Source organism: Streptomyces sp. NPDC097595 (assembly GCF_044761525.1).
GTDB lineage: Bacteria > Actinomycetota > Actinomycetes > Streptomycetales > Streptomycetaceae > Streptomyces > Streptomyces drozdowiczii_A.
In genome coordinates, this window is record NZ_JBIWCN010000001.1 from 219,774 (window position 1) to 244,792 (window position 25,019).

Sequence of the window (25,019 nt, forward strand, 5' to 3'; positions counted from 1 at the left end):
CAGCAGAGGACCACCTGCACGAAGGGGAAGCCATGACAGCGACGACCGACGGAAGCACTGGGGCCGTTGATCCCCGCGCAGCCTCGGCCAGTAGACCGACTATCGAATCAACCATCGCCGCGGACGGTGTACAGGCCGCCGCGCGGCGGGCCGCGGAGCGCTCGGTGGAGCATCTCCTCGGCAGGCAGGACGAGCAGGGCTGGTGGAAGGGCGACCTCGCCACCAACGTCACGATGGACGCCGAGGACCTTCTGCTCCGTCAGTTCCTCGGCATCCAGGACCCCGCGACGGTCCGGGCGGCCGCGGGATTCATCCGCGGCGAACAGCTCGGCGACGGGACCTGGGCCACCTTCCACGGCGGCCCCGCGGACCTCTCCACCACCATCGAGGCGTACGTCGCCCTGAGGCTGGCGGGCGACCGGCCGGAGGACCCGCACATGGCCCGCGCCGCGGGCTGGGTCCGGGAACAGGGCGGCATCGCCGCGAGCCGGGTCTTCACCCGGATCTGGCTGGCCCTCTTCGGCTGGTGGAAATGGGACGACCTGCCGGAGCTCCCCCCGGAGCTGATGTTCTTCCCGAAGTGGGTCCCGCTCAACATCTACGACTTCGGCTGCTGGGCCCGCCAGACCATCGTGCCGCTCACCATCGTGTCGGCGAAGCGGCCGGTCCGGCCCGCCCCCTTCGCCCTGGACGAGCTGCACACCGATCCCGCGGACCCGAACCCGCCCAAGCGCCCCGCGCCGGCGCGGAGTTGGGACGGGCTGTTCCAGCGGCTCGACAAGGCGCTGCACGTCTACCACCGGTTCGCGCCGCGCGGACTGCGCCGGGTCGCGATGAACGCCGCCGCCCGCTGGATCATCGAACGTCAGGAGAACGACGGCTGCTGGGGCGGGATCCAGCCGCCCGCCGTCTACTCGGTCATCGCCCTGCACCTCGTCGGCTACGACCTCGAACACCCGGTGATGCGGGCGGGCCTCGAATCGCTCGACCGCTTCGCCGTGTGGCGCGAGGACGGCACCCGCATGATCGAGGCGTGCCAGTCCCCGGTCTGGGACACCTGCCTGGCCACCATCGCGCTCGCCGACGCCGGGGTCGCCCCTGACCACCCGGCGCTCGTGAAGGCGGCGGACTGGATGCTCGCCGAGGAGATCGTCCGGCCGGGCGACTGGGCGGTGCGCAGGCCCCAACTGGAGCCCGGCGGCTGGGCGTTCGAGTTCCACAACGACAACTACCCCGATATCGACGACACCGCGGAGGTGGTCCTCGCCCTGCGCCGGGTCCGCCACCCCGACCAGGCCCGGGTGGACGCCGCGATCGAGCGCGGTGTGCGCTGGAACGTCGGCATGCGGTCCCGTAACGGGGCCTGGGGCGCGTTCGACGCGGACAACACCAGCCCCTTCCCCAACCGGCTGCCCTTCTGCGACTTCGGCGAGGTAATCGACCCGCCCTCCGCCGACGTCACCGGGCACGTGGTGGAGATGCTGGCCGTCGAGGGCCGTGCCGAACACCCCGTCACCCGGCGGGGCATCGAGTGGCTGCTGGCCGAACAGGACGTGAGCGGCGGCTGGTTCGGTCGCTGGGGCGTCAACTATGTATACGGGACAGGGTCGGTGGTTCCCGCGCTGACCGCCGCCGGGCTGCCCCCGTCGCACCCGGCGATCCGGCGCGCGGTCGAGTGGCTGGAGTCCGTCCAGAACGACGACGGCGGCTGGGGCGAGGACCTGCGCTCCTACAGCGAGGAGAAGTGGATCGGCCAGGGCGCCTCCACCGCGTCCCAGACCGCCTGGGCCCTCCTCGCACTGCTTGCCGCGGGGCGGCGGGACACCGTCGCCGTGACCCGGGGCATCGCCTGGCTGACCGAGACCCAGCAGGCCGACGGCTCCTGGGACGAGCCCTACTTCACCGGCACCGGGTTCCCCTGGGACTTCTCCATCAACTACCACCTCTACCGGCAGGTCTTCCCGCTCACCGCCCTCGGGCGGTACGTGCACGGCGACCCGTTCGCGGGCCGCACGCCGACGCGCGAGGGGGCCTGATGGCAGAGGCCGGGCCGGCCGCCCCGCTGCTGATCGCCTGCGCGCTCGGCATCGAACAGCTCGCCCTGCGCACCGGCAGGGGGAGGGCGGTGGACGCCCCGGACCGGGTCACCGTGCTCCGTACCGGCATGGGCCCCAGGGCGGCCGAGACCGCCGTGGCGCGCGCGCTCGGACGGGACGGCGGGGCGCCGCACACCGCGGTCATCGCCTCGGGGTTCTGCGCCGGCCTGGCGCCCGGGATGCACCCGGGCGACCTCGTGGTGGCCGAGGAGACCCGGGCCGCCGGGGACCCCGTCCCGTGCACCGCTGCGGAGCTGCTGGCCGAGGCGCTGGCCAGAGCCGTACCGGGGCACACCGTACACACCGGCCCGCTCACCGGGTCCGACCATGTCGTCCGGGGACATGAGCGGGCCGAACTGCGGGCCACCGGGGCGATCGCGGTGGACATGGAGTCCGCCGCCACCCTGCGCACCGCCCTGCGGTCCGGGCCCCGCCCGGTTGCCGCCGTACGGGTGGTCGTGGACGCTCCGGAGCATGAGCTCGTCCGCATCGGCACGTTCCGCGGTGGAATATCGGCTTTCCGCGTTCTTCGTGCCGTCCTGCCGGCTTTCTATGAATGGCACCGATCTTTGCTGCTCCCCAGGAGGTGAGCTAGATGGCCATGCCGCTTCGTCAGTCCATCAAGGTTGCGACGTACCTCATTGAACAAAAGCTCCGCAAGCGGGAGAAGTTCCCGCTGATTGTCGAGCTGGAGCCGTTGTACGCCTGCAACCTCGCCTGCGAGGGCTGCGGGAAGATCCAGCACCCGGCCGGAGTCCTCAAGCAGCGCATGCCGGTGGCCCAGGCCGTCGGCGCCGTGCTCGAATCGGGCGCCCCGATGGTCTCCATCGCCGGCGGCGAACCGCTGATGCACCCTCAGATCGATGAGATCGTGCGCCAGCTGGTGGCGAAGAGGAAGTACGTCTTCCTCTGCACCAACGCGATGCTGCTGCGCAAGAAGATCGAGAAGTTCACCCCCTCGCCCTACTTCGCGTTCGCCGTGCACATCGACGGGCTGCGGGAGCGGCACGACGAATCGGTCGCCAAGGAAGGGGTGTTCGACGAGGCGGTGGCGGCGATCAAGGAGGCCAAGCGGCGCGGCTTCCGGGTCACCACCAACTCGACCTTCTTCAACACCGACACCCCGCAGACCATCATCGAGGTGCTCAACTTCCTCAACGACGACCTCAAGGTCGACGAGATGATGATCTCGCCGGCCTACGCGTACGAGAAGGCACCCGACCAGGAGCACTTCCTGGGCGTCGAGCAGACCCGCGAGCTGTTCAAGAAGTCCTTCGCCGGCGGCAACCGGAGCCGGTGGCGGCTGAACCACTCGCCGCTCTTCCTGGACTTCCTGGAGGGCAAGGCCGACTTCCCGTGCACCGCCTGGGCCATCCCCAACTACTCCCTGTTCGGCTGGCAGCGGCCCTGCTACCTGATGAGCGACGGCTATGTGCCGACGTACCGACAGCTCATCGAGGAGACCGACTGGGACAAGTACGGCCGGGGCAAGGACCCGCGCTGCGCCAACTGCATGGCGCACTGCGGCTACGAACCCACCGCCGTCCTCGCCACCATGGGCTCCCTGAAGGAGTCCCTGCGTGCCATGCGCGAGACCGTCAGCGGCAACGGCTGAGCCGCGACACCAGGCCGGGCTCCCGCGCGGAGCCCGGCCGTCACCTTTCGCAGGAACAGGACCACAGAGAGGGGGCCCGGGCATGACGCTGCTGCAGAGCATCCGGGGGCCGCACGATCTGAAGGCACTGAACGCGTCACAACTCGGCGAACTCGCCGACGACATCCGCACGTTCCTGGTGCAGGCCGTGGCCAGGACCGGGGGCCACCTGGGCCCCAACCTCGGGGTGGTGGAGCTGACCATCGCCCTGCACCGGGTCTTCGACTCGCCCGTCGACCGCATCCTCTGGGACACCGGCCACCAGAGCTACGTACACAAACTGCTCACCGGACGCCAGGACTTCTCCAAGCTGCGCGGCAAGGGCGGGCTCTCCGGCTACCCGTCCCGCGAGGAGTCCGAGCACGACGTGATCGAGAACTCACACGCCTCCACCGTCCTCGGCTGGGCCGACGGTCTCGCCAAGGCCAACGAGGTACGCGGACGCGGCAGCCATGTCGTCGCCGTCATCGGGGACGGGGCCCTGACCGGCGGCATGGCCTGGGAGGCGCTGAACAACATCGCCGCCGCCAAGGACCGCCCGCTGATCGTCGTCGTCAACGACAACGAGCGCTCGTACGCGCCCACGATCGGCGGCCTCGCCCGCCACCTCGCCACCCTGCGCACCACCGACGGCTACGAACGCTTCCTGTCCTGGGGCAAAGGCCTCCTGGAACGCACCCCCGTCATCGGTCAGCCGCTGCACGGGGCGCTGCACGGGGCCAAGAAGGGCTTCAAGGACTTCGTCGCCCCGCAGGGCATGTTCGAGGACCTGGGGCTGAAGTACATCGGCCCGGTCGACGGGCACGACACCGCCGCAGTCGAGGCCGCCCTGCACCGCGCCAAGGGCTTCCGCGGCCCGGTCCTCGTCCACTGCATCACCGAGAAGGGCCGCGGTTACGCCCCCGCCCTGCGCGACGAGGCCGACCGCTTCCACACCGTCGGCGCGATGGACCCCCTGACCTGCGCCCCGCTCGTGCCCGCCGCGGGCCCGTCCTGGACCTCCGTGTTCGCGGACGAGATCGCGGCGATCGGGGCGGAGCGCCCGGACGTCGTCGCGCTCACCGCCGCGATGCTGGACCCGGTCGGGCTGACGAAGTTCGCCGAGGCGTTCCCGGACCGCGTCTGGGACGTGGGCATCGCGGAGCAGCACGCGGCGGTCAGTGCGGCGGGGCTCGCCACGGGCGGGCTGCACCCGGTCGTCGCCGTCTACGCCACCTTCCTCAACCGGGCGTTCGACCAGCTCCTGATGGACGTCGCCCTGCACCGTTGCGGGGTCACCTTCGTCCTGGACCGGGCCGGAGTCACCGGGCCCGACGGCGCCTCGCACAACGGCATGTGGGACCTGTCCGTGCTCCAGGTCGTGCCCGGGCTGCGGATCGCGGCCCCGCGCGACGCGGAACGGCTGCGCGAGGAACTGCGCGAGGCGGTCGCCGTGGACGACGCGCCGACCCTGGTGCGGTTCCCGAAGGAGTCGGTCGGGGAGGCGATCGAGGCGGTCGGCCGGATCGGCGGGATGGACGTGCTGCGGCGCGACGAGGACGCCGATGTGCTCCTCGTCGCCGTCGGCGTGATGGCGCCCGTCTGTCTGCGGACCGCGGATCTCCTCGAAGGCGCCGGCATCCGCTGCACCGTGGTGGACCCGCGCTGGGTCAAGCCGGTCGACGAGGAGCTGCCGCCGCTGGCCGCCGCGCACGGGCTCGTCGCGGTGGTGGAGGACAACAGCCGGGCCGGGGGCGTCGGTTCGGCGGTGGGGCAGGCGCTCCGGGACGCGGGCGTCGACGTACCGCTGCGCACCTTCGGCATCCCCGAGCAGTTCCTCGCGCACGGCAAGCGGTCCGAGGTGCTGGCCGACATCGGACTCACACCGGTCGAGATCGCCGGCCGGATCAGCGCCGTCACGGCCGCCCGGAAGGCGGCCGGCGGCAACGGGCACAAGGAGAGCGGGGCATGAAGGACGACGAGCCCAAGGGCTTCGATCTGGCGCGGCTCCTCGCCGAGCGCGGCGCCGAACGCTACGAGCTGCACACCAGGCACCTCAACCACCAACTGCCGCGCATGCTGCACACCATCGGCTTCGACAAGGTCTATGAACGGGCCGAGGGCGCGCACTTCTGGGACGCGGACGGCAACGACTACCTCGACATGCTCGCCGGATTCGGCGTCATGGGCCTCGGCCGGCACCACCCCGTCGTACGCAAGGCGCTGCACGACGTCCTCGACGCCTCGCTCGCCGACCTGACCCGCTTCGACTGCCAGCCGCTGCCCGGGCTGCTCGCCGAGAAGCTGCTGAGCCACAGCCCGCACCTGGACCGGGTGTTCTTCGGCAACAGCGGCACCGAGGCCGTCGAGACGGCCCTCAAGTTCGCCCGGTACGCCACCGGCAGGCCGCGCGTCCTGTACTGCGACCACGCTTTCCACGGGCTGACCACCGGCTCGCTCTCGGTGAACGGCGAGGGCGGGTTCCGGGACGGCTTCGCCCCGCTGCTGCCCGACACCGCGGTCCCGCTCGGCGACCTCGCCGCGCTGCGGCGCGAGCTGAAGAAGGGCGATGTGGCCGCCCTGGTGGTGGAGCCGATCCAGGGCAAGGGGGTGCTCGCCGCGCCGCCCGGCTATCTGCGCGAGGCGCAGGAGCTGCTGCGCAAGCACAAGGCCCTCCTCATCGCCGACGAGGTGCAGACCGGCCTCGGCAGGACCGGCGACTTCTACGCGTACCAGCACGAGGAGGGGGTGGAACCGGACCTCGTCTGCGTTGCCAAGGCGCTCTCCGGCGGCTATGTCCCGGTCGGGGCGACGCTCGGCAAGGACTGGATCTTCAAGCGGGTCTACTCCTCGATGGACCGGGTCCTCGTCCACTCCGCGAGCTTCGGGTCCAACGCCCAGGCCATGGCGGCGGGGCTCGCGGTGCTGTCGGTGATGGAGGACGAGGAGACCGTCGCGCACGCGCGCCGCACCGGCGACCTGCTCCGTGAGCGGCTGTCCGCGCTCGTCGGGCGCTACGAGCTGCTGCACGAGGTGCGGGGGCGCGGGCTGATGATCGGCATCGAGTTCGGCCGCCCCACCTCGCTGAAGTTGCGCAGCCGCTGGACCATGCTTCAGGCGGCCCGCAAGGGGCTCTTCGCGCAGATGGTCGTCGTGCCGCTGCTCCAGAAGCACCGCATCCTGACCCAGGTCTCCGGCGACCACCTCGAAGTGATCAAGCTGATCCCGCCGCTGGTCATCGATGACGCGGACGTCGACCGCTTCGTGGAGGCGTTCACCGCCGTCATGGACGACGCGCACAGCGGCGGGGGACTGATGTGGGACTTCGGACGGACCCTGGTGAAGCAGGCCGTCGCCAACCGCTGAGGCGTTTTGCCCCTGAGGCAAGAAATTTGCCTCAGGGGAAATTCTTGGGCCCAATGGAGGTATGAACCCTCCGGACGACCTGGCGGCCGGTGAGCTGCCCGGTGTCGCGCCACGCCTGCGCGATCTGCGCCGAGGCCGTGGTCTCACCCTGGAGACCGCGGCCCAGCGGGCCGGGCTCTCGCCCGCCCACCTCTCCCGGCTCGAAACGGGCCGGCGCCAGCCCTCGCTGCCGATGCTGCTCCAGCTGGCCAGGATCTACGGTACGACGGTCTCCGAGCTGCTCGGCGAGATGCCCCCGGAACGTGACGCGATCGTCCGCGGCCGCCCGTTCGAGGGCCCGGCCGCCGACGGCTGGCTGTACCAGCAGGCCGGCGGCTCCGGCCGGGCGATGCAGGCGCTGCGCGTCCGCGTCCCGTACGGCGCCCAGGGCGACCTGGTCCGCGTCCACCCCGGCGAGGAGTGGCTGTACGTCCTGAGCGGCCGCCTCCGGGTGACGCTCGGCGAGACGGTCCACGACCTCGCGCCCGGGGACGGCGCGCACTTCGACTCGCTCACCCCGCACCGGATCGCCGCCCCCGAACCCGAGGGCGCCGAGCTGCTCTTCGTCCACACCCTGCTGCAGAGCCCCGCCGCCGACCTGTGCCTCGGTGGCCAGGTCCACCGTCGCTGAGAGGCCCGTCATGTCCGATTCAGAGCACTACGACCCGCTCACCCCGGCCCCGCGTCCCGGCGCCGACACCCAGGAGAAGAAGATGCCGCGCGGACTCGTCATCCGCCTCTTCGCCTATCTCGTGGTCGGGCATGTCATCGCCGCGTTCCTGTACCTGCTCTTCGCGGTCGGCATGCACAACCAGTAGGGGGAGCCGGCTCAGCTCTCGTCGAGGAGGCGTTCGCGCAGCTGCTCACGGGTGGCGGGCGTGAGCTTCAGCCCGTCGGCGAGATAGCGGTCGGTGCCGCCCCAGGTCTCGTCGATGGCGGCGAAGGCCGCGGCGAGGTAGTCGGGCTGGGCGCCGAAGAGCGGGTTGAGCAGCTCCAGCACCTCCGGGGACAACCCGGCGGCCGAGGTGTCGCTGCGCCGGATGCGGTAGCGGCGGTGCGCGTCGTTCGACTTGAGGTAGTCGGCCTCGATGGTCTCGCGTCCGACGCCCACCGCCAGCAGCGTCACCGCGATGGAGAGCCCGGCCCGGTCCTTGCCGGCCGCGCAGTGCATCAGGGCGGGCACGCTGTCCTCGGCCAGGGCGTGCAGCACCCGGCTGTGCTCGGCGGTGCGCTCCAGGATGATCGAGCGGTACGAGGCGACCATGCGGCGGGTCCCCTTGCCGTCGGCCAGGATCGAGCGCAGCTCCGCGATGTTGCCGTCGCGCACCATCCGCCAGAACTCCGCGCCGTCCGCCGGGTCGCTGAGCGGGATGCTCACATTCCGTACGCCGGGCAGCTCGATGTCCAGGCCGTCCAGCTTGTGGTCCGCCGTGTTGCGGAAGTCGAAGACCGTGTGCAGGCCGAGCCCGCCGAGGAACGTCGCGTCCTCGGCCGTGGCGTGTGCCAGGTGGCCGCTGCGGTAGAGCCTGCCGTGCCGGACTTGGCGGCCGTCGGTGGTGGGCAGGCCGCCCACGTCGCGGAAGTTGCGGACGCCGGTGAGTACGGGCTCCGCCGGCGGGGTCTGCGGCAGCTGCTGCGTCACGGTCACTCCTGGAGGCTCTGCCCCGGCGCGTGTCGCCGACGGGCCCACGACCGCGACGATACGACATCGGTTCCTGGGGCAATCATCTCGGCCGCCCGCTCCCCGTCGACGCGGAGGACGACCGCGACATGTCCGTATTGATGGGATATGCCCAACCTGCCCCGGTTGTGCGGGAGATGATCACCCGCTCGTGAGCGGGATCATATCCGTGACGGTGTGTGGTGACGGCCCGGCTGGGTAGTCCCCGCGCCGCGCGGAAAGCCAAGATCCGTAATCCACGGAGTGTGACCGGAATTCCGCACCGCAATTCCGGTGCGGAATCCGGTGCCGAACACGTGGCTTGTTTCCGCCGTCCCGGCTCGCTTACGTTCCATGCCATCCGGATGGAACGCCCAATCCTGCCGCCGTCCGGAATTCGCATCCACTTCACCGTGTGGCAGGAGCGGGGGAACCAGGTAAGCCGCCGACCGGGACGACCGGACGGCTAGGGGTGAAGTCGCGCCAGGCGCGGCCGGGCATCTCCAGCCCGAACCCGACAGCTCACCTCGCAGGCGCCGGAGAGGAAATTCTTCATGCCCAATTCGGGTAAGCACCGCCGTCCCAAGTCCAGCACCATCGCCCGTGGCGTCGTCGCCGCGAGCGCCGGCGGAGCCGTCATCGCGCTTCCGCTGCTCGGCGCCACCGGTGCCCACGCCGCGGAGCAGTCCGCCCCGGCCACGTCGAAGTCGGTCGCCGCGCACACCGCCCCGGCCAAGCCCGCGAAGAGCGCCGGCACCACCACGTACTCGGTCGTCTCCGGCGACTACCTGTCGAAGATCGCGGCCCAGCACCACCTCAAGGGCGGCTGGCACAAGCTGTACCAGGACAACCGCGAGGCCGTCGGCGAGAACCCGAGCCTGATCTTCCCGGGCATGAAGCTCACCCTCGGCGCCAAGGCGGCCCCCGCCGCCGCGACCCCGTCCAAGGCCCCCGCCAAGACGGCGGAGAAGACCGAGGCGAAGGCCGCACCCAAGGCCGAGACGAAGGTCGAGACCAAGACCGAGGCGCAGACCGAGGCCCCGGCCTCCCAGGACAACGCCTCCGGCTACGTCCACCCGGTCCCCGGCAACCACACCACCGCCTACCGCGCCTCCGGTGCCAGCTGGTCCAGCGGCAGCCACACCGGCATCGACTTCCCCGTCTCCACCGGCACCAGCGTGAAGGCCATCACCTCCGGCACCGTCGTCACCGCCGGCTGGGGCGGCGCCTACGGCAACCAGGTCGTCATCAAGCACGCCGACGGCCACTACTCCCAGTACGGCCACATGTCCTCGCTCTCCGTCTCGGCGGGCCAGACCGTGACCGTGGGCCAGCAGGTCGGCCTCTCCGGCGCCACCGGCAACGCCACCGGCCCGCACCTCCACTTCGAGATCCGCACCGGCCCGGAGTACGGCTCGGACATCGACCCGATCGCCTACCTGGCGTCGCACGGGATCAACGTCTGATCCAGGCAGTACCGGCCCGGTGATCCGGGCCCCTGAACGACACAGAGGGACGGCGCACGGCGGTGCGCCGTCCCTCTGCTTATTCCCCCTTTACCGAAAACTGACCGGGTGGTTTATCTCACCACCCGTCAACCCCTTATTACGGTCGCGTAGGTCACATTCCGGGGTGCAGGATATGCGGTTGTGGCAGACGATTCGAACAACCTCCAGCAGGGCGCCGTCGACCGACAGGGCGCCATCGGGTCGTACGCGGCGATTGGCGACAGCTTCACCGAGGGAGTCGGCGACCCCGGCCCGGACGGAAGGTTCGTCGGCTGGGCCGACCGGCTCGCGGTACTCCTCGCGGACCGGCTCCCGGAGCCCGGCCCGGCGACCGGGGACTTCCGGTACGCCAATCTCGCCGTACGAGGACGCCTCCTCGACCAGATAGTCGAGGAGCAGGTGCCCCGCGCCAAGGAACTCGCCCCCGATCTGGTGAGCTTCTGCGCCGGCGGCAACGACATCATCCGGCCGGGCACCGACCCGGACGACGTGGCCGAACGCTTCGAGCGGGCGGTCGCCGACCTCACGCGTTCGGTCGGCACCGTCATGGTCACCACCGGCTTCGACACCCGCGGCGTCCCCGTGCTGCGCCATCTGCGCGGCAAGATCGCCACCTACACCGCTCATGTCCGGGCCATCGCCGACCGCTACGACTGCCCGGTCCTCGACCTGTGGTCGCTGCGCTCCGTGCAGGACCGGCGCGCCTGGGACGGCGACCGGCTCCACCTGTCGCCCGAGGGACACACCCGGGTCGCGCTCCGCGCCGCCCAGGTCCTCGGCCTCGACGTGCCGGCCGACCCGGACCAGCCGTGGCCGCCGCAGCCGCCGCGCGGCACGCTGGAGATCCGCCGCGACGACATCCACTGGGCGCGCGAATACCTGGTCCCGTGGATCGGACGGCGGCTGCGCGGCGAGTCCTCCGGGGACCACGTCGAGCCGAAGCGGCCGGACCTGCTGCCGCTCTGACCGGCCCCCTCCGCTGTCCTCAGTCGCCCCGTGACCGCGTCGCGGCGACCGGGGACAGCGGCAGCGCCGCCGGGACGCGCTCAAGGACGCCGCCCGCGAAGACGTCGTACAGCGGCAGCGTCTCCAGGTGCACATAGCCGATGTGGCAGTCGCAGACGGCGAGCGGGCAGGCCCTCGGGCCCAGCGCACGCCGGTAGCTCCCGTCGTACAGATTGCCCAGCTCCGCCCGGACGAAGTGGCAGCGGCGCACCGTGCCCTCCCCGTCCACCGAGATCACCGACTCACCGGTCCGGCAGGGCAGCCCCGCCGAGCGGTGCGGATGGCGGCTGTACGGGAACAGCGGGTCGATCTCCGTCCACCGCCCCGCCTCCTCGTCCGTGTAGGTGTGCCCCTCGGCGGCGTTGACCCAGAGGTAGACCTCCTCCGGGAGCGCCGCGCGCAGCCGCCGCGCCTCGCCGAGATGGGCGTCGAATCCCACGACGCCCACGCTGTGCCGGACCCCGAGGTCCCTCAGCTCTGCGCACCGGCCGAGGAAACGCTCGTACGGCGTCTGCCCCGGGTGGTACGTGCACCACAGCGCGATCCGCTCGCGCGCCGCCTCCGGGGCCTCGGCCAGCCACCGCGTCCGGCCGCTCAGGTTCGTCTGGATCGCGACCCGGCGCACGTGCGGGAGGCCCGCCAGCTCCACGATCGCCCGGCGGTACCAGGACCGCACCAGGCCCTCGCCCCACGGCGTGAACAGCACCGAGATCCGGTCACCGGTCTGCGCCGCCACCCACGCGGTGAACCGTTCGAGCGCCGCCCGGTCCGCCCGCAGCTGCTCGCCGCTGTCGCGCCGCTTGGCGAACGGGCAGTACGGGCAGTCGTAGTCGCAGGAGGCGAGCGGGCCCCGGTAGAGAATCGTCAGGTCCACGGTCACTCACTTCAGCTCGTACGCGGCCATCGCGGCCCGCACGGCGGGGGAGAAGAGCTCCGGGCCCAGCGCGTCCGAGTACGCCAGCCCCTCGGGCGACAGCCGCAGCAGCCCCTGCGCCCCCGCGTCGAGCCAGCCCCGGTCCTCGAACCTGGCCAGCTCCTCCGGGAAGTCCTCGTACGGCGAGGTGCCGAAGCGCTCGCGGTAGTCGTCCACGGGCATGCCCTGCGCCTGGAGCACCGACTGGAGGAGATGGCGGCGGCGCGCCTCGTCCCCGTCGGTGTACCGCCCGACCTCGGCGCGGGAGAAGTCGTCGGTGGCGGTGTAGGCGTCGATGATGCCCCGGACCTCGCTCATCCGGACCGCGTAGTCGAAGGAGTAGTGCAGCCGCGAGGTGTAGGAGCGGGCGCCGCAGCCCAGGCCGATCATGCCGTCCGTCTGGCAGGCGTAGTCGTCGGGCCCCTCCGCGCGCGGGGCGTCGGCGCGGCGGAACATCCGCATCGACACCTGCTCGTAGCCGTGGGCCAGGAGGTGGTCGCGGCCGGCCCGGTACAGGCGCAGGCGCTGCTCGTCCCAGGCCGCGTCGGCCTCGCTCTTCGCCAGCCGGCCCAGCGCGGTCAGAGGGCGCACGTACAGCGGGTAGAGGTACAGCTCCTCCGGCCGCCAGCGCAGCGCCGCGTCCAGCGAGGTGCGCCAGGTCCGCTCGGTCTGGCCCTCTATGCCGTAGATCAGATCGATGTTGAGCACGGGTATGGAGGTGTCCCGGATGGCGCCGAGGGCCTGCTCCACGTCGGCGGCGTGCTGCGGGCGCACCGCCGCGCGGGCCTCGGCCTCCACGAAGGACTGCACCCCGATGCTGATGCGGGTGGCGCCCCGCTCGGCGAGCACGGCGAGGCGGTCGGCGGTCGCGGTGGACGGGGACGTCTCCACGGACAGCGGCACGGACCGCAGATCGGCGCCCATCCGCTTCTCCGCGATGTCGCACAGCCGCTCCAGCTCGCCCGCCGTCAGGAAGGTGGGCGTGCCCCCGCCGAACGCCGCGGCGGCGAACCGTACCGGCTCCGCGTCGCCCAGCGCGTCCCGTACGGCGCTCGCCTGCCGGTCCAGCGCGTCGAGATACCGCGAGGTCAGCTCGTCGGGGGCGCCGATCCGGGTGAACAGATTGCAGAAGCCGCAGCGGACCTCGCAGAACGGGATGTGCATATAGAGGGAGAGCGCGTCCCTGCGTTCCCCCGCCCACAGCTCGTCCAGCGCGGGCCGCCCGCCGGGCTGCTCGGCGAGCGGGCGGTACGCCGTCTTGTGCGGGTAGGCGTACACATAGCTCTCGTACGGGCGGACGGTGTGCGTCACGGTCATCGGACGGCCCCCGGTTCCAGGAAGAAGTGGGCGTACGGGACGGTCCAGACGGACTCGTGGCCGAGCCGGTGACCGGTGTAGCCGTCGTCGCCGTAGGCCGTGCCGTGGTCGGAGCAGACGATGGCGAAGGCACGGCGGCGGCTGCTAGCGGCGGCGAAGAGCCGGCCGATGTGGGCGTCCACGTATTCCAGGGCGGCGGCGTGCGTCTCCCGGCTGTCACCGGCGTCGCGGGTCGCACCGGGCTGGTGGAACCAGTTCGGCTGGTGGAGCGCGGAGACGTTGACGAAGAGGAAGAGCCGCTGCTCCGGAGGCAGGGCGGCGACCACCTCCTCGGCGCGGGTCACCTGCGCCTCGAACGAGGTGGGCGAGGGCACCCCGAACTCCGGTTCCCAGTGCGCCTCCTGGAACATCCCGGGGAGCACTGAGCCGAGCGGCCCCCGAAGGTTGAAGAAGCCCACACCGCCGACGCACACCGTGCGGTACCCCTCCTTCGCGAGCCCCGACACCAGGTCCGGGGTGTCGAACACGAAGGTGCGCTCCGCCGTGGTCTCACTCCCGGCGAACCGGGCGGCGAACAGCCGGGGGTGCGGCCCGGGCGCGGCCGGGGTGGGCAGGAACCCCGCGAACATCGCCTGGTGCGAGGCGTACGTGAAGCTGCCGGGGGCATGCCGCTTCTCCCAGACGCCGCCCGGCAGATGGCGGGCCAGATTCGGGATGCGCCCGGCGGCGGCCAGCTCGGCCGCGACGTCGTACCGCAGGGTGTCCAGGGTGACAAACAGCAGGTCGTGGCTGCCCACGACCTGGCTCATGTCGGGATTCGGGCAGTGTTCAGGGGGTTGTGCTGACACGGTCGTTCCTTGCTCGTTCCAGTACGGCGGCGATCTGCGCCGCATAGGTGTCCAGGCCCTCGGCGCCGCTGCCGGGCAGGCCGGTGAGCCTGGGCAGCAGGTCCCCGAAGGCGTTGACCTCGCCGACGGCGAAGCGCCGCCAGCCGGTCAGGGGCAGCAGGTCGACGCCGACGCACAGGGTGTCCGGGAAAGCGGCGGCGGCCCGCTCGCAGACCGCCAGGGCCTCGCCCCAACTGCCGCCCGCCGCCCCGATCGCCGCCCGCACCGCGGCCAGGTCGCCGCGCGTCCCGCCCAGGTGGAGGTTGGTCATCGGTGAGGCGCTGGTGCGCACCACGGCGTGGGTGGCCCGGCCGGCGACCACGACGACGCGCAGATCGGCGGCCCGGCCGCGCTGGGTGGCCTTGGGCAGCCAGCGCTCGATGTGCAGCCCGTCCGGCGCCAGCGCGTCGATCACCGCCGCGACCTCGCGCTCCGTCGTGCACCGGCGGACCCGCAGCGAGTTGTACAGCCGGCCGGCCGCGTCCCGCTCGACGGAGGTGGCTGCCCGGACCCGGCCGCCGCCCGCCGTCTCCACGGCCAGCACCCCGGAGGCGGACGAGCCGTGCGCGGGCTTCACGAACACCCGGGGCATGCGGTGGGCGGCCATCAGGTCCCGTACGTCGTCCCAGCCGCGCACGGGCGCCCCGGCCGGTCCTGAGGTCGGGGACGCGGGAACGGGGACCCCGGATGCGTCCAGCACCCCGTGGCACAGCCGCTTGTCGAAGAGCGCCGCGATGTCCGCCGGAGCGTCCAGCAGGTGCGCGCCGGCCTCCTCGGCGGCCCGGGCCACCTCGCGTACGGCGGCGGTGAACCGCGCGTACCAGAGGGCCGAACCCTCCACCCGCGTCGGCTCGTCGGTCCCGCGCAGCAGCCGGTCCACCTCCGCGTCCTCGCCGGGTGATTCGACGCGCACGGTCTCCCCGGGCAGGAAGCGCGCCCCGCCCCGCAGCACGTCGAGCCAGGGGACCGTCCGCGCCTCGGGCAGTCCGGCGGCGGCCACCGCGTCCTGGAACAGGGCGACGCGGCGGCTGCCCGGATTGCCGACGACCGCGAGGCGCGGCGGGCCGCCGCTACTCACTGACCGCGACATAGCGGGGCTCGTCGTCCTGGGGGTCCCAGTAGTCCGCCTCGGAGAGGTCGACGTGGACGTCGTCGCGCTCGGACAGCTCCCTGAAGCGCTCCATCACCTCGTCGGTGAGGTAGTGGTGGTGCAGGTCGAGGCCGCCCAGATGGGTGAGCGGCTGTCCTTCGAGGAGGGCCAGACCCCCCACGTCGCTGAGGGTGCCCATCGAGAGCGCCAGGAAGTCCAGCTGCGCGACCACCGGAGCGGAGGCGACCGCCACGGCGATCTCGTCCTGGATCTCGCTGTTCTGCAGCCCGAGATGACGCAGCCGGGGGAAACCGCCCCCGGACAGCAGCGGAGCCATGTCCGCCACCGTGGCGTCCCCCGCGTACCACTGGGAGCCGAACCACAGCTCCAGCCGCTCCAGCGCGGGCAGTTCGCAGGCGCCGACCGCGCGCACGACGTGACCGGGCAGACCGCCGGACTCGAAGCGCAGGGCCTTCAGCGCCTCGTGCCGCACGGGGTGCAGCTCCAGCGTCTCCTCGTTCAGCCCGCTGCCACCGCCCCGTACCACCAGCTCCTCCAGGAGCGGGAACGCCCGGAGCACCGGCGTGATGTCGCACATCTGGAGCCACGACACCTCGCACTCCTCGCCCACGACATCGGCGAGGAAGAGAGCGCGCAGCGCCGGGAACCGGGCCGCGTCCGAGGTGATCAGCTCCACCACGGGGGCCAGGGAGGTGTAGTCGCCGTCCCACCAGTGGCCGATCACCAGGGCACGGACCTGTGCCGGGTCGACCTTCTCCAGGAAGTGCCGCCAGACGGCGGCGAACTCGTGCCCCTCCCAGCCGCAGTCCAGCCGCCAGGCCATGGCGTCCGCCGCGGGCAGCGTCGCGGGCCACGGACTTTCGTCACCCGGCTCCGGCAGGGTGAACACGGGCATGCCGTGGAAGGAGCAGGGGTGGCCGATCTCGGTCATCGCGCGGTCACTCCGACACCGTGACGTACCGGCCGGCCGGGCCCCGGTTGTCCCACGGCTCGCAGCGTTCCGAGAGGTCCACCCGCACCCCGTGCGGCGTCAGCGCCTCGGTGACGCGCTGCTCCATCGGCTCGGTGAGGAAGTGGTGGTGCAGGTCCAGCACGTCGAGATGGGTCAGCGGCTGACCCTCCAGCAGGGCGGCCGCCCCCTCGTCGCCGAGGGTGCCGCAGGACAGGTCCAGGGTCTTCAGCCGGGCCACCAGCGGAGCCGAGGCCACCGCGGCCGCGATCTCGTTCTGGATCTCGCTGTTGCGCAGGCCCAGGTGGTGCAGGGCGGGGAAGCGCGTCCCGGCGAGCAGCGGCGCCAGATCCGGCACGTTGACGTCGCCGCCGTAGGCCGAGACGCCGAGCCACAGGTCCAGCCGCTCCAGCGCGGGCAGTTCGCTCTCCAGGACACCGCGCACCACCTCGCGCGGCAGCCCGCCCGTCTCGATGGTCAGCGCCCGCAGCCGCTCGTGCTTCGCGGCCGGGAAGACCAGCTCGGAACCGCCGCGCACACCCAGCTCCACCAGCGCGGGGAAGGCGTCGAGCAGCGCGGTGACATCGCTCTGCTCGATCCAGGAGATCTCCGCCTCCTCCATCGTCAGATCCCCGACGAACACCGCCTCAAGAGACGTCAGCCGGTCGGCGGCCGCGATCACGAGACCGATCGGATACGAGGACTTCTCCTCGTACGACTCGCCCCACTGCCCGATGATCAGGGCCCGGACACCCGCCGGATCGACCTCCGCCAGGAAGGCGTCGAACTCCTCCTCCCAGGTGCCCTCGTCCTCGTAGGCGTCGATCGACACCCGCCAGGCGGCGGCATCGGCGGCGGGCCGGGGGCCGCCTTCCGTGCCGGACTGGAAATCGACGGCCGGAAGGCCGAGCAACTCGTGAAGGTGGTCCACGGACATGCCCTGAGCTCCTGATGACGGCGACGGATTGATGTCCGCAAGGTCTATCAAGGCCCACTGACAATGCCGCGACCGCCCCCGCCCGGGCCGCTCGACGGCCGATTGTCAGACCCCCGCCGTAGCGTTTTCGATGTGGCCGGCACACCGGGTGCCACCACGGAGGGGAGAGGTCTGTGTACCGGCAGGGCGATGTACTGATCGTGCCACTGGAGGAGCCGGCGGTGCCCGCGCACCTCCTGGAGGCGGCGGGCGAACTGCGCGACGCGCGGGGCCGGCTGGTGCTCGCGCTCGGCGAGGTGACCGGACACGCGCACGCCGTGCCGGGGCCCGGCCGGCTGATCCGCGAAGGCGGGGTGTTCGGCCCGATGCTGCTCCATCTCCCCGAGGGCGGACGCGTGGTGCACGAGGAGCACGCCACGATCCCGCTGCCCCAGGGCTGGTTCCGCGTGGTGCGCCAGCGGGAGTACGCGCCGGGGGCGGTCCGCATCGTCGCCGACTGAGGTACGGCACGGCCGTTGTGTGCGAAACCAAGGAATTCAGAGCGGAAACAGGGGACGGGGAAACCGATGCAGTACGTGGACTCTTGGCGGGCCGTGGCGGCGGCGACGGGTGCGGCGGACCGGGCGGCCGCTGAGGACGGGGTGCGGCTCGCCTACCGCAGCGCGGGACTGGCCGAGCCGGAGGAGTTCGTCTGGGCCGGCTCGCCCAGGGAAGCCGTGGAGGCCGTCGGGAAGCTGACCGGCCAGGGACGCTCGGTCCGCGACGAGGTGCGCACCCGCCCCTGGGCGGAAGAACGACGCCGGGTGTACGACGCCCTGGGCCCGGCCGGCTGGTCCGCCCTCTGGTCGGCCACCGGCGCCCAGCTCTGGGAGACCACGGCGGGCCTCGCCGAGCGGATACGGGCCGGGGTGGTCGCCGACCTCGCCGGTGCGGACACCGAGGCGGAGTCCCGGGTGCGCCTGGTCCTGCTCGACGCGGTCCTCGGGCAGCACGACGCGGCATGGCTCGCCGCCTTCGACGGCCGGGGCGACCGGCTCGACGGACTGGCGGCGGTGGCGCGGAACGCGGGCTGGTGGTGGCCCTACGAGCGGGTCGCCGTGATCTGCGAACGTCCGGAGGTCCTGCACCGCGACGAGGCGGGCCGCCTCGACCGGGGCGACGGACCGGCGCTCTCCTACCCGGACGGCTTCGCCCTGTACGCCTGGCGCGGCATGCCCGTGCCCCCGGACTTCCTGGACGAGCTGGCCGCGCTGACCCCGAAGCGCATCCGCGACGAGGAGAACGCGGAGCTGCGCCGCGTGATGCTGGAGTACTACGGCTACGACCGCTACCTCACCGAGTCGGGCGCCGAACCGGTCCACCGCGACGAGACGGGCATCCTCTGGCGGATCGCGCTCGCCGGTGACGAGGACGTCGTCATGGTCGAGGTGGTCAACTCGACGCCCGAGCCGGACGGCACCCACCGCACGTACTGGCTCCGGGTCCCGCCCAGGACCAGGACCGCCAAGGAGGGCGTCGCCTGGACCTTCGGCCTCGACAGCGAGGTCTACGAGCCGCTCCAGCAGACCTGACCGGGGGAGGGGGCCCGAGAAGAAAGAGGGAGGAGAAGGGGGTCAGGCCGTCAGGGCCTCGTGGTCCATGCCCAGTTCACGGGCGAGCGCCTGCTCGGTCCACTCCAGCATCGTGGCCCGGGACAGCGGACCGTTGTACGAGGTCATCTGCACGGCCAGCCCGTCCAGCAGGGCGGTCAGCCGCCAGGCCACGGACATCGGGTCGTCGCAGTGGAACTCGCCCGCCGCCGCGCCCTCCTCGATGACCTCGGCCAGCTCGGCCTTCCACTGCTGGTCGAGATCACCGGCCACATTGCGCAGCGCCGGATCGCGGAGGGAGGCCGCCCAGCCCTCGATCCACAGCCGCCAGCCCTTGGCCTGGCCCGTCGGCGCGTACCAGCGGACGGCCGCGCGCAGTCTGCGCACGGCGGTCGTGCGGCGGCTCAACAGCTTGCGCAGATGGGCGAGATCGCTCTCGGCCGCGTGCGCGAAGGCGGCCGCGACCAGCTTCTCCTTGGTGGAGAAGTGGTAGAGCACGAGTGCGTTGCTCACGCCGAGTACGGACGCCACATCGGCGATCCGCACGGCCGCGACACCGCGCACCTCGATCTGCTCGACGGCGGCGCGCAGCAACTCCTCGCGCCGCTCCGCCACTCCCAACCGCACTCTTGCCACGCGGTCACCCTAACCAATGCCCGTCCGAAGCAGGTCGGGCGGACCGCCGGCGGACCGGCGGGACCGGTCAGCGGTACCAGCCGAAGCGCTCCGCCATCACCGGCAGCCGGTCGGCCGCCACCGCGTGCGCCGCCGCCCGCGGCGTGCACCCGTCCGCCGCCGCGCGGGCCAGCACCAGGCCGACCAGTTCGCGCATCGCGCCCCGGGTGTGCGCGAACGCCTCGTCCGCGTCGGCCCCGATGTCGCCGAACAGGGTCCACCACCACCAGGCGTTGGTCCCGGAGTTGACCACCACATCGGGCAGCACGGTGATCCCGCGCGCGGCGAGCAGCGCCTCCGCCTCCGGCAGCACCGGCATGTTGGCGGCCTCCACCACCCAGCGGGCCCTGATCCCGGCCTGGTTCACCGCGTCCACCGCGTAGGACACGGCGGCCGGGACGAGCACCTCCGCGTCCTGGACCAGCCAGGCGTCGCCCGGCAGCTCCCGGTCGCCGGCGCGCAGCGCGCCCCGGTCCACGGTGCCGTGCGCGTCCCGCGCGGCGAGCAGCGCCTCGACGTCGAGCCCGTCCGGATGCGCGATCGTGCCCTTGATGTCGGCGACGGCGACCACCCGCAGCCCGGCCCGGGACAGGAAGCGGGCGGTCGCCCCGCCCATGGTCCCGAGCCCCTGGAGCGCCACCCGCGCACCGCCGTAAGCGACCCCGTCCCGGTCCAGCGCGGCGAGCACCGCCTCGGCGACCCCGCAGCCGCCGACCAGCTCGTCCAGGCCGATGCCGTCCACCTCCAGGGCGAAGGCGTCGGCCAGCCGGCGCCGGGCCCCGGCCTCGTCGTCGAGGAGCGGGTACACGGCCTGCACGGTGGAGACGAGACCCGCCTCCGCCGCCGCGCGGTCCACCAGGTCCTGGGAGAGGCCCAGGTCCTCCCCGGTCGTCCAGACGCTCTCGATGTACGGGCGCATCGCCCGCAGATAGCGGACCAGGACGCCGTAAGCCGCCGGGTCGCGCGGGTCGCAGTCGATGCCGCCCTTGGCGCCGCCCAGCGGTATGTACCGGGCCCCGGGCCGGTCCGCGTCGAAGTGCAGGGCCTCCTTCATCGTCATGCCCCGGGCCAGGCCGGCCACCTCCTCCAGCGTGCAGCCCGGGCGCATCCGCAGGCCGCCGCTGGACACCCCGCGCACCAGCCGGTCCACCACGAGGTGGCCCCGGCACCCGGTGGCGTGGTCGGTCCAGGTCAGCGAGATGAGCGGGGCGGGCGGGGACACCGGAGGCGTCGTCATCGGGAGTGCTCCTCGGTCACTGTCGGCGGGCGGTCCTGGGCGCGGTGGGTCCGGGCCCCTGAGGCGACCGGACGAGTTACTGAACCGTCGGTCAGTATCAGGAGGCGGGGCGCCCCTGTCAACGCGGCGTCCGCCGTCGCGCCGCCCCGTGGCCGGAACGCGCCGGTGCGCGGAGGCGGGCAGGGGGGCGGACCGGATCACGTCCGGAATGCGGAATCCTCCGCCGGGGCTGTTCGTTGCAACGGCATGACCGCATTCGATGCACGGCAGGAAGCGCTGCTCAGGCTCCTGGGCGAGAACGACGGTGGCGTCCTGGTCACCCTCAAGAAGGACGGCAGGCCCCAGCTGTCCAACGTCAACCACTTCTACTACCCCGAAGAGCGCATCGTCCGGGTCTCGGTCACCGAGGGCCGCGCCAAGACGCGCAACCTGCGCCACGACCCGCGCGCGAGCTACCACGTGACCAGCGAGGACCGCTGGGCCTGGACGGTCGCGGAGGGCACCGCCGAGCTGTCCGCGACCGCCGCCGATCCTGCGGACGACACCGTGGAGGAGCTGATCCGGCTCTACCGCGACGTGCAGGGCGAGCACCCCGACTGGGACGACTACCGGGCCGCCATGGTCCGGGACCGGCGCATCGTCCTGCGCCTCCATGTCGAGCATGTGTACGGACAGCAACGCGGGTAAGGCGGTCGGGGCGGGAACGCCCTCCCCCGGACGTTCCCCTCTCGCACTGTCGTACCCCTTGTCCATAATGGGACGACCCCGACTCCTCAGGAGACCCCGTGACCGGCGCTGACCACAGGCTTCCGCTCCGCACCCGGCTGCGTGCGCTGCGCCCCGCTGCCTTCGGGGCCGACCCGGACGGCGCTCGCATGGAGCGCATCCGCCGTTCCCCGCACTTCGCCGACGGTGTCTTCCAGAACCCGGTGGGCGCGCGGATCAGACCCTCCGGTTCCACCCTGGAGTTCGCCCGGGTCTTCTTCCGCAAGGAGGAGCGGGTCCTCCGGGCCCCCGCCGCCCCGGTGCCCGTGCACGCCACGACCGTCGCCGACCTCGCGCGGCCACCCGCCTCCGGGCTCCGGATCACCTGGATGGGGCATTCCAGCGTCCTCGCCGAGATCGACGGGCGGCGCGTGCTGTTCGACCCGGTCTGGGGCGACCGCTGTTCCCCCTTCGCCTTCGCCGGCCCCCGGCGCCTGCACCCGGCCCCCGTGCCGCTCGGCGCCCTGGGGCCGGTCGACGTGGTGGTCATCTCGCACGACCACTACGACCACCTCGACCTCCCGACGATCCGTGCCCTGGCCCGTACGGACACGGTCTTCGCGGTCCCGCTCGGTGTCGGCGCACATCTGGAGCGCTGGGGCGTCGCGCCCGACCGGCTCCGCGAGCTCGACTGGAACGAGACCACGACGGTCGGCGGCATCAGCCTCACCGCCACCCCCGCCCGCCACTTCTGCGGACGCGGCCTGCGCAACCAGCAGCACACCCTCTGGGCCTCCTGGGCGGTCGCCGGACCCGAGCACCGGATCTACCACAGCGGCGACACCGGATACTTCTCCGGCTTCCGGACCATCGGCGCCGAGCACGGCCCGTTCGACGCGACCATGATCCAGATCGGCGCGTACAGCCAGTACTGGTCCAAGGACCGTACGGACAGCATGCCTGAGCCGGGTGCCTGGCCGGACATCCACATGAGCCCCGACGAGGGCGTGCGCGCCCACCTCGATCTCCAGGGCGACGACCCCTCGGCGGGCGTCATGCTGCCGATCCACTGGGGGACGTTCAACCTCGCGCTGCACCCCTGGGCGGAGCCCGCCGAGTGGTCGATGCGCGCCACCCGGTCCGTGGGCGTGACCATGGCAGCCCCGCGCCCCGGCCAGCCGTTCGAGCCCGCCGATCCGCCGCCCGTCGAGCCGTGGTGGCGTGCCGTCGCCGCCGAACCGGCCCCCGGCTGGGGCAACTGGCCCCCCGTCCACGTACAGCTCCACGAGCCGGCCGACCGGCCCGCGCAGGACACCGGCAGGGACCGAGACCGGGCACCCCAGCCCTGAGATCCCGAGGCGTACGTCCCGGACGGGGCGGGCGGGGCGTACGCGGGGCGGTGAGGTGAGCAGGGCTTCCGCCGACGAGACGGTCACGTCCTGAGGGGGGCGGGCGATGCTGCGGGTGCACTTCACCTCCGACGACCTCGCACGGGTCCGGGTGGCGCCCGGCCCCGACTTCCTCTGGGAGATCAGCAACAGTGTGCAGACGCTCCAGCGGCGCGACGGCGAGCGGGAGTTCGGCGCCTGGCGGCGCTGGGTCCGGCCCCGGCTCTCCGGCAGCCCGCGCCTGCTCTCCCGCCTGCTGCCACCGCGCGGCTATTCACCGGACTTCCTCACACCGACGACCGGCGACCGGGGCTCCCTCCAGGCATCCGTCGACGTCCTGCTGAGCACCCCGCGCCCACGGCTCCGCGCCGAACTGGCCCGGCTCGCCACCCCGGCACGGCTGCCGGGCTGGCTCGGGGAGCTGGCCGGCGGCGACGCGGACGCCCTGCGCGAGCTGGGCGGAGCCCTGCGTACGTACCAGAGGGAAGCCCTCGCACCGCACTGGCGCCGGGTGCACGCCGACATCGACGCCGACCGCGCCCTGCGGCTGCGCAGCCTCCTCGAAGGCGGCACCGAAGGGCTGCTCGCCGGACTCGGACCGCAGTTCCGCTGGCGGGCGCCCGTCCTCGAAGTGGCCTACCCGGTCGACCAGGACCTGTGGCTGCGCGGCCGGGGCCTCGTCCTCCAGCCGTCGTTCTTCTGCTGGCCCACCCCCGCCACTCTGGCCGACGGCGAGCTGCCACCCGTGCTGGTCCACCCCATCCACCACACCCCCGACTGGTGCGTCCCCGCACCGGGCACCCGCCCCGCACCCGGGTCCGGCCCCCTCGGACCGCTCCTCGGCCACACCCGCGCCGGGGTCCTGCGCGCCACCCGCACCGGCTGCTCCACCCTGGAGGCGGCCCGGCTCCTCGGCGTGACCCATCCCGCCGTCAGCCAGCACCTGAACGTGCTGAGGGAGGCGGGGCTCGTCACCACCGTGCGCCGGGCCGGGCGCTCCTTCCACGTCGCGACCGCCGAGGGGCGCTCCCTGCTGGCCGCCGAGGACCCGCCCGCCCGATGACGGCACGTCACCTGCGGGCGTAAGCACCAGCTTCCGGTCCTTGCGGGCTCCATGGCGACGGCACCACGCTGGTGGCCCGAAACGCTCGGCCGTTCCGCACCCAAGGCCCGTCCCCCCACCCCCAGGAGCCTTCATGCGCAGGAGACTTGTGTCCGCAGCCGTCGCCGCGGTCGCCCTCGGAGCCCTCGTCCAGCCCGGCACCGCCTTCGCCTCGGCGGACCCGCACATCGGCGCCGCCGCCGTCACCGCCCACGGCTCGTCGGCCGGAACCGCCGTGATCAGCGGGCACAACCGGCCCGGCACCCGGATCACGGTGGACGCCGGGAGCACCGCCACCGCACACTGGCTGGACGTCGACTACCAGGTCCAGGAGACCGGTTACTGGTGCGGTCCCGCCGCCACCCGCATCGCGCTCTCCGCCCGCATCTCCCCGCCCAGCCAGTCCGACCTGGCGTGGCAGCTCGGCACCACCGTGAACGGCACCGACCACATATCCCAGGTCACCGGGGTGCTCAACGCCAATCTCGGCGGCGGCTGGTACGAGACCAAGGAGATGCCCAACGACCCGCCCACCCAGGCCCAGCGCGATCTGCTCTGGTACGACGTCGTCTTCGACATCGACCGCAACTACCCCCTGGTCACCAACATCGTGGCCCCGCCCGGCAACCAGCCGCCCGGCTATCCGTCGAACCAGACGATCTACCACTACTTCACGGTCATCGGCTACGACGACGCCGACCGCACCGTCCTCATCGCCGACCCCGCATCCTTCGGCGGCAACCAGATCTACTGGCTCTCCTTCGACCAACTCGCCACCCTGATCCCGCCGAAGGGCTACTCGGCATAACCGGCACGGTCCCGCACGGACCCCCTCGGCACACGCCGAGGGGGTCCACACGCGTCCATACCCCGGAAACCGGCCCACAGGAATCGGTCGCCCG

The 25,019-nt window shown here is 72.4% G+C and carries 24 protein-coding genes and 1 riboswitch; of the genes, 15 read left to right on the forward strand and 9 right to left on the reverse strand.

Annotation, left to right across the window (positions count from 1 at the left end; translation table 11 throughout):
• The first annotated feature begins 32 nt into the window (after nt 1-32).
• From shc to ACIQZN_RS00995, 7 genes are all read left to right on the forward strand, one after another.
• Nucleotides 33-2,036, forward strand: a complete 2,004-nt coding sequence (shc, locus tag ACIQZN_RS00965) for a squalene--hopene cyclase (protein ID WP_403986405.1) — start codon at nt 33-35, stop codon at nt 2,034-2,036.
• Complete coding sequence (locus tag ACIQZN_RS00970; protein WP_403986409.1) at nt 2,036-2,686, forward strand: 1-hydroxy-2-methyl-2-butenyl 4-diphosphate reductase; 651 nt, start codon at nt 2,036-2,038, stop codon at nt 2,684-2,686. The genes shc and ACIQZN_RS00970 overlap by 1 nt, the downstream gene beginning before the upstream one ends.
• A gap of 5 nt (nt 2,687-2,691) precedes the next feature.
• Nucleotides 2,692-3,711 (forward strand): adenosyl-hopene transferase HpnH, encoded by a 1,020-nt coding sequence (gene hpnH / locus ACIQZN_RS00975; RefSeq protein ID WP_403986412.1) that lies wholly within the window; start codon nt 2,692-2,694, stop codon nt 3,709-3,711.
• A gap of 82 nt (nt 3,712-3,793) precedes the next feature.
• Entirely contained in the window at nt 3,794-5,701 is a 1,908-nt protein-coding gene (gene dxs / locus ACIQZN_RS00980; protein WP_403986415.1) for a 1-deoxy-D-xylulose-5-phosphate synthase, read from the forward strand.
• The gene (locus ACIQZN_RS00985; RefSeq protein ID WP_403986418.1) at nt 5,698-7,095 is read left to right on the forward strand and encodes an aspartate aminotransferase family protein; all 1,398 of its coding nucleotides are present in this window, start codon (nt 5,698-5,700) and stop codon (nt 7,093-7,095) included. The genes dxs and ACIQZN_RS00985 overlap by 4 nt, the downstream gene beginning before the upstream one ends.
• A 61-nt stretch (nt 7,096-7,156) precedes the next feature.
• Nucleotides 7,157-7,765: a helix-turn-helix domain-containing protein gene (locus ACIQZN_RS00990; RefSeq protein WP_403986421.1), complete on the forward strand. Its 609-nt coding sequence runs from the start codon at nt 7,157-7,159 to the stop codon at nt 7,763-7,765.
• Between the two features lie 10 nt (nt 7,766-7,775).
• A complete protein-coding gene (locus ACIQZN_RS00995) occupies nt 7,776-7,952 on the forward strand; it encodes a DUF6126 family protein (protein ID WP_203602020.1) in 177 nt (58 codons plus the stop codon).
• Between the two features lie 11 nt (nt 7,953-7,963).
• On the opposite strand, the gene ACIQZN_RS01000 is transcribed toward ACIQZN_RS00995, so the two are convergent.
• Entirely contained in the window at nt 7,964-8,776 is an 813-nt protein-coding gene (locus ACIQZN_RS01000; protein ID WP_403986426.1) for a tyrosine-protein phosphatase, read from the reverse strand.
• Nucleotides 8,777-9,188: 412 nt separating this feature from the next.
• Nucleotides 9,189-9,345: riboswitch (cyclic di-AMP (ydaO/yuaA leader) on the forward strand.
• Between the two features lie 3 nt (nt 9,346-9,348).
• Here ACIQZN_RS01000 and ACIQZN_RS01005 point away from each other — a divergent pair.
• Entirely contained in the window at nt 9,349-10,260 is a 912-nt protein-coding gene (locus tag ACIQZN_RS01005) for a peptidoglycan DD-metalloendopeptidase family protein (RefSeq protein WP_403986429.1), read from the forward strand.
• A gap of 183 nt (nt 10,261-10,443) precedes the next feature.
• Nucleotides 10,444-11,268: an SGNH/GDSL hydrolase family protein gene (locus ACIQZN_RS01010; protein ID WP_403986432.1), complete on the forward strand. Its 825-nt coding sequence runs from the start codon at nt 10,444-10,446 to the stop codon at nt 11,266-11,268.
• A 19-nt stretch (nt 11,269-11,287) separates the two neighbouring features.
• Here the strand turns inward: ACIQZN_RS01010 and ACIQZN_RS01015 are convergent, their stop codons facing one another.
• From ACIQZN_RS01015 to ACIQZN_RS01040, 6 genes are read right to left on the reverse strand one after another with little or no spacing between them, the layout of a single operon-like run.
• A complete protein-coding gene (locus ACIQZN_RS01015) occupies nt 11,288-12,181 on the reverse strand; it encodes an STM4011 family radical SAM protein (protein WP_403986435.1) in 894 nt (297 codons plus the stop codon).
• A gap of 6 nt (nt 12,182-12,187) precedes the next feature.
• On the reverse strand, nt 12,188-13,537 hold the full coding sequence (locus tag ACIQZN_RS01020; RefSeq protein ID WP_403986438.1) for an STM4012 family radical SAM protein: 1,350 nt from the start codon (nt 13,535-13,537) through the stop codon (nt 12,188-12,190).
• A complete protein-coding gene (locus tag ACIQZN_RS01025) occupies nt 13,534-14,346 on the reverse strand; it encodes an STM4013/SEN3800 family hydrolase (protein ID WP_403986441.1) in 813 nt (270 codons plus the stop codon). The genes ACIQZN_RS01020 and ACIQZN_RS01025 overlap by 4 nt, the downstream gene beginning before the upstream one ends.
• 19 nt (nt 14,347-14,365) lie before the next feature.
• On the reverse strand, nt 14,366-15,514 hold the full coding sequence (locus ACIQZN_RS01030) for an STM4014 family protein (RefSeq protein ID WP_403986445.1): 1,149 nt from the start codon (nt 15,512-15,514) through the stop codon (nt 14,366-14,368).
• Nucleotides 15,495-16,466, reverse strand: coding sequence for an STM4015 family protein (locus ACIQZN_RS01035; RefSeq protein ID WP_403986448.1), 972 nt, complete (start codon nt 16,464-16,466; stop codon nt 15,495-15,497). The genes ACIQZN_RS01030 and ACIQZN_RS01035 overlap by 20 nt, the downstream gene beginning before the upstream one ends.
• A 7-nt stretch (nt 16,467-16,473) precedes the next feature.
• Complete coding sequence (locus ACIQZN_RS01040; protein ID WP_403986451.1) at nt 16,474-17,421, reverse strand: STM4015 family protein; 948 nt, start codon at nt 17,419-17,421, stop codon at nt 16,474-16,476.
• A 173-nt stretch (nt 17,422-17,594) separates the two neighbouring features.
• Here ACIQZN_RS01040 and ACIQZN_RS01045 point away from each other — a divergent pair, with 173 nt between their 5' ends.
• Nucleotides 17,595-17,921: a hypothetical protein gene (locus tag ACIQZN_RS01045; protein WP_403986454.1), complete on the forward strand. Its 327-nt coding sequence runs from the start codon at nt 17,595-17,597 to the stop codon at nt 17,919-17,921.
• A 66-nt stretch (nt 17,922-17,987) separates the two neighbouring features.
• Nucleotides 17,988-18,992, forward strand: a complete 1,005-nt coding sequence (locus tag ACIQZN_RS01050) for a DUF6745 domain-containing protein (RefSeq protein ID WP_403986457.1) — start codon at nt 17,988-17,990, stop codon at nt 18,990-18,992.
• 42 nt (nt 18,993-19,034) lie between these two features.
• On the opposite strand, the gene ACIQZN_RS01055 is transcribed toward ACIQZN_RS01050, so the two are convergent.
• Nucleotides 19,035-19,625, reverse strand: a complete 591-nt coding sequence (locus tag ACIQZN_RS01055) for a TetR/AcrR family transcriptional regulator (RefSeq protein ID WP_403987370.1) — start codon at nt 19,623-19,625, stop codon at nt 19,035-19,037.
• A gap of 88 nt (nt 19,626-19,713) precedes the next feature.
• A complete protein-coding gene (locus ACIQZN_RS01060; protein ID WP_403986460.1) occupies nt 19,714-20,922 on the reverse strand; it encodes a Glu/Leu/Phe/Val dehydrogenase dimerization domain-containing protein in 1,209 nt (402 codons plus the stop codon).
• Nucleotides 20,923-21,168: 246 nt separating this feature from the next.
• Here ACIQZN_RS01060 and ACIQZN_RS01065 point away from each other — a divergent pair, with 246 nt between their 5' ends.
• The 4 genes from ACIQZN_RS01065 (at nt 21,169) to ACIQZN_RS01080 (ending at nt 24,925) form a co-directional block, all read left to right on the forward strand.
• Nucleotides 21,169-21,609: a PPOX class F420-dependent oxidoreductase gene (locus tag ACIQZN_RS01065; RefSeq protein ID WP_403986463.1), complete on the forward strand. Its 441-nt coding sequence runs from the start codon at nt 21,169-21,171 to the stop codon at nt 21,607-21,609.
• 98 nt (nt 21,610-21,707) lie between these two features.
• A complete protein-coding gene (locus tag ACIQZN_RS01070) occupies nt 21,708-22,976 on the forward strand; it encodes an MBL fold metallo-hydrolase (RefSeq protein WP_403986466.1) in 1,269 nt (422 codons plus the stop codon).
• 106 nt (nt 22,977-23,082) lie between these two features.
• A complete protein-coding gene (locus ACIQZN_RS01075; protein WP_403986469.1) occupies nt 23,083-24,078 on the forward strand; it encodes an ArsR/SmtB family transcription factor in 996 nt (331 codons plus the stop codon).
• A 133-nt stretch (nt 24,079-24,211) separates the two neighbouring features.
• Nucleotides 24,212-24,925 (forward strand): C39 family peptidase, encoded by a 714-nt coding sequence (locus ACIQZN_RS01080; protein WP_403986472.1) that lies wholly within the window; start codon nt 24,212-24,214, stop codon nt 24,923-24,925.
• Nucleotides 24,926-25,019 lie beyond the last annotated feature (94 nt).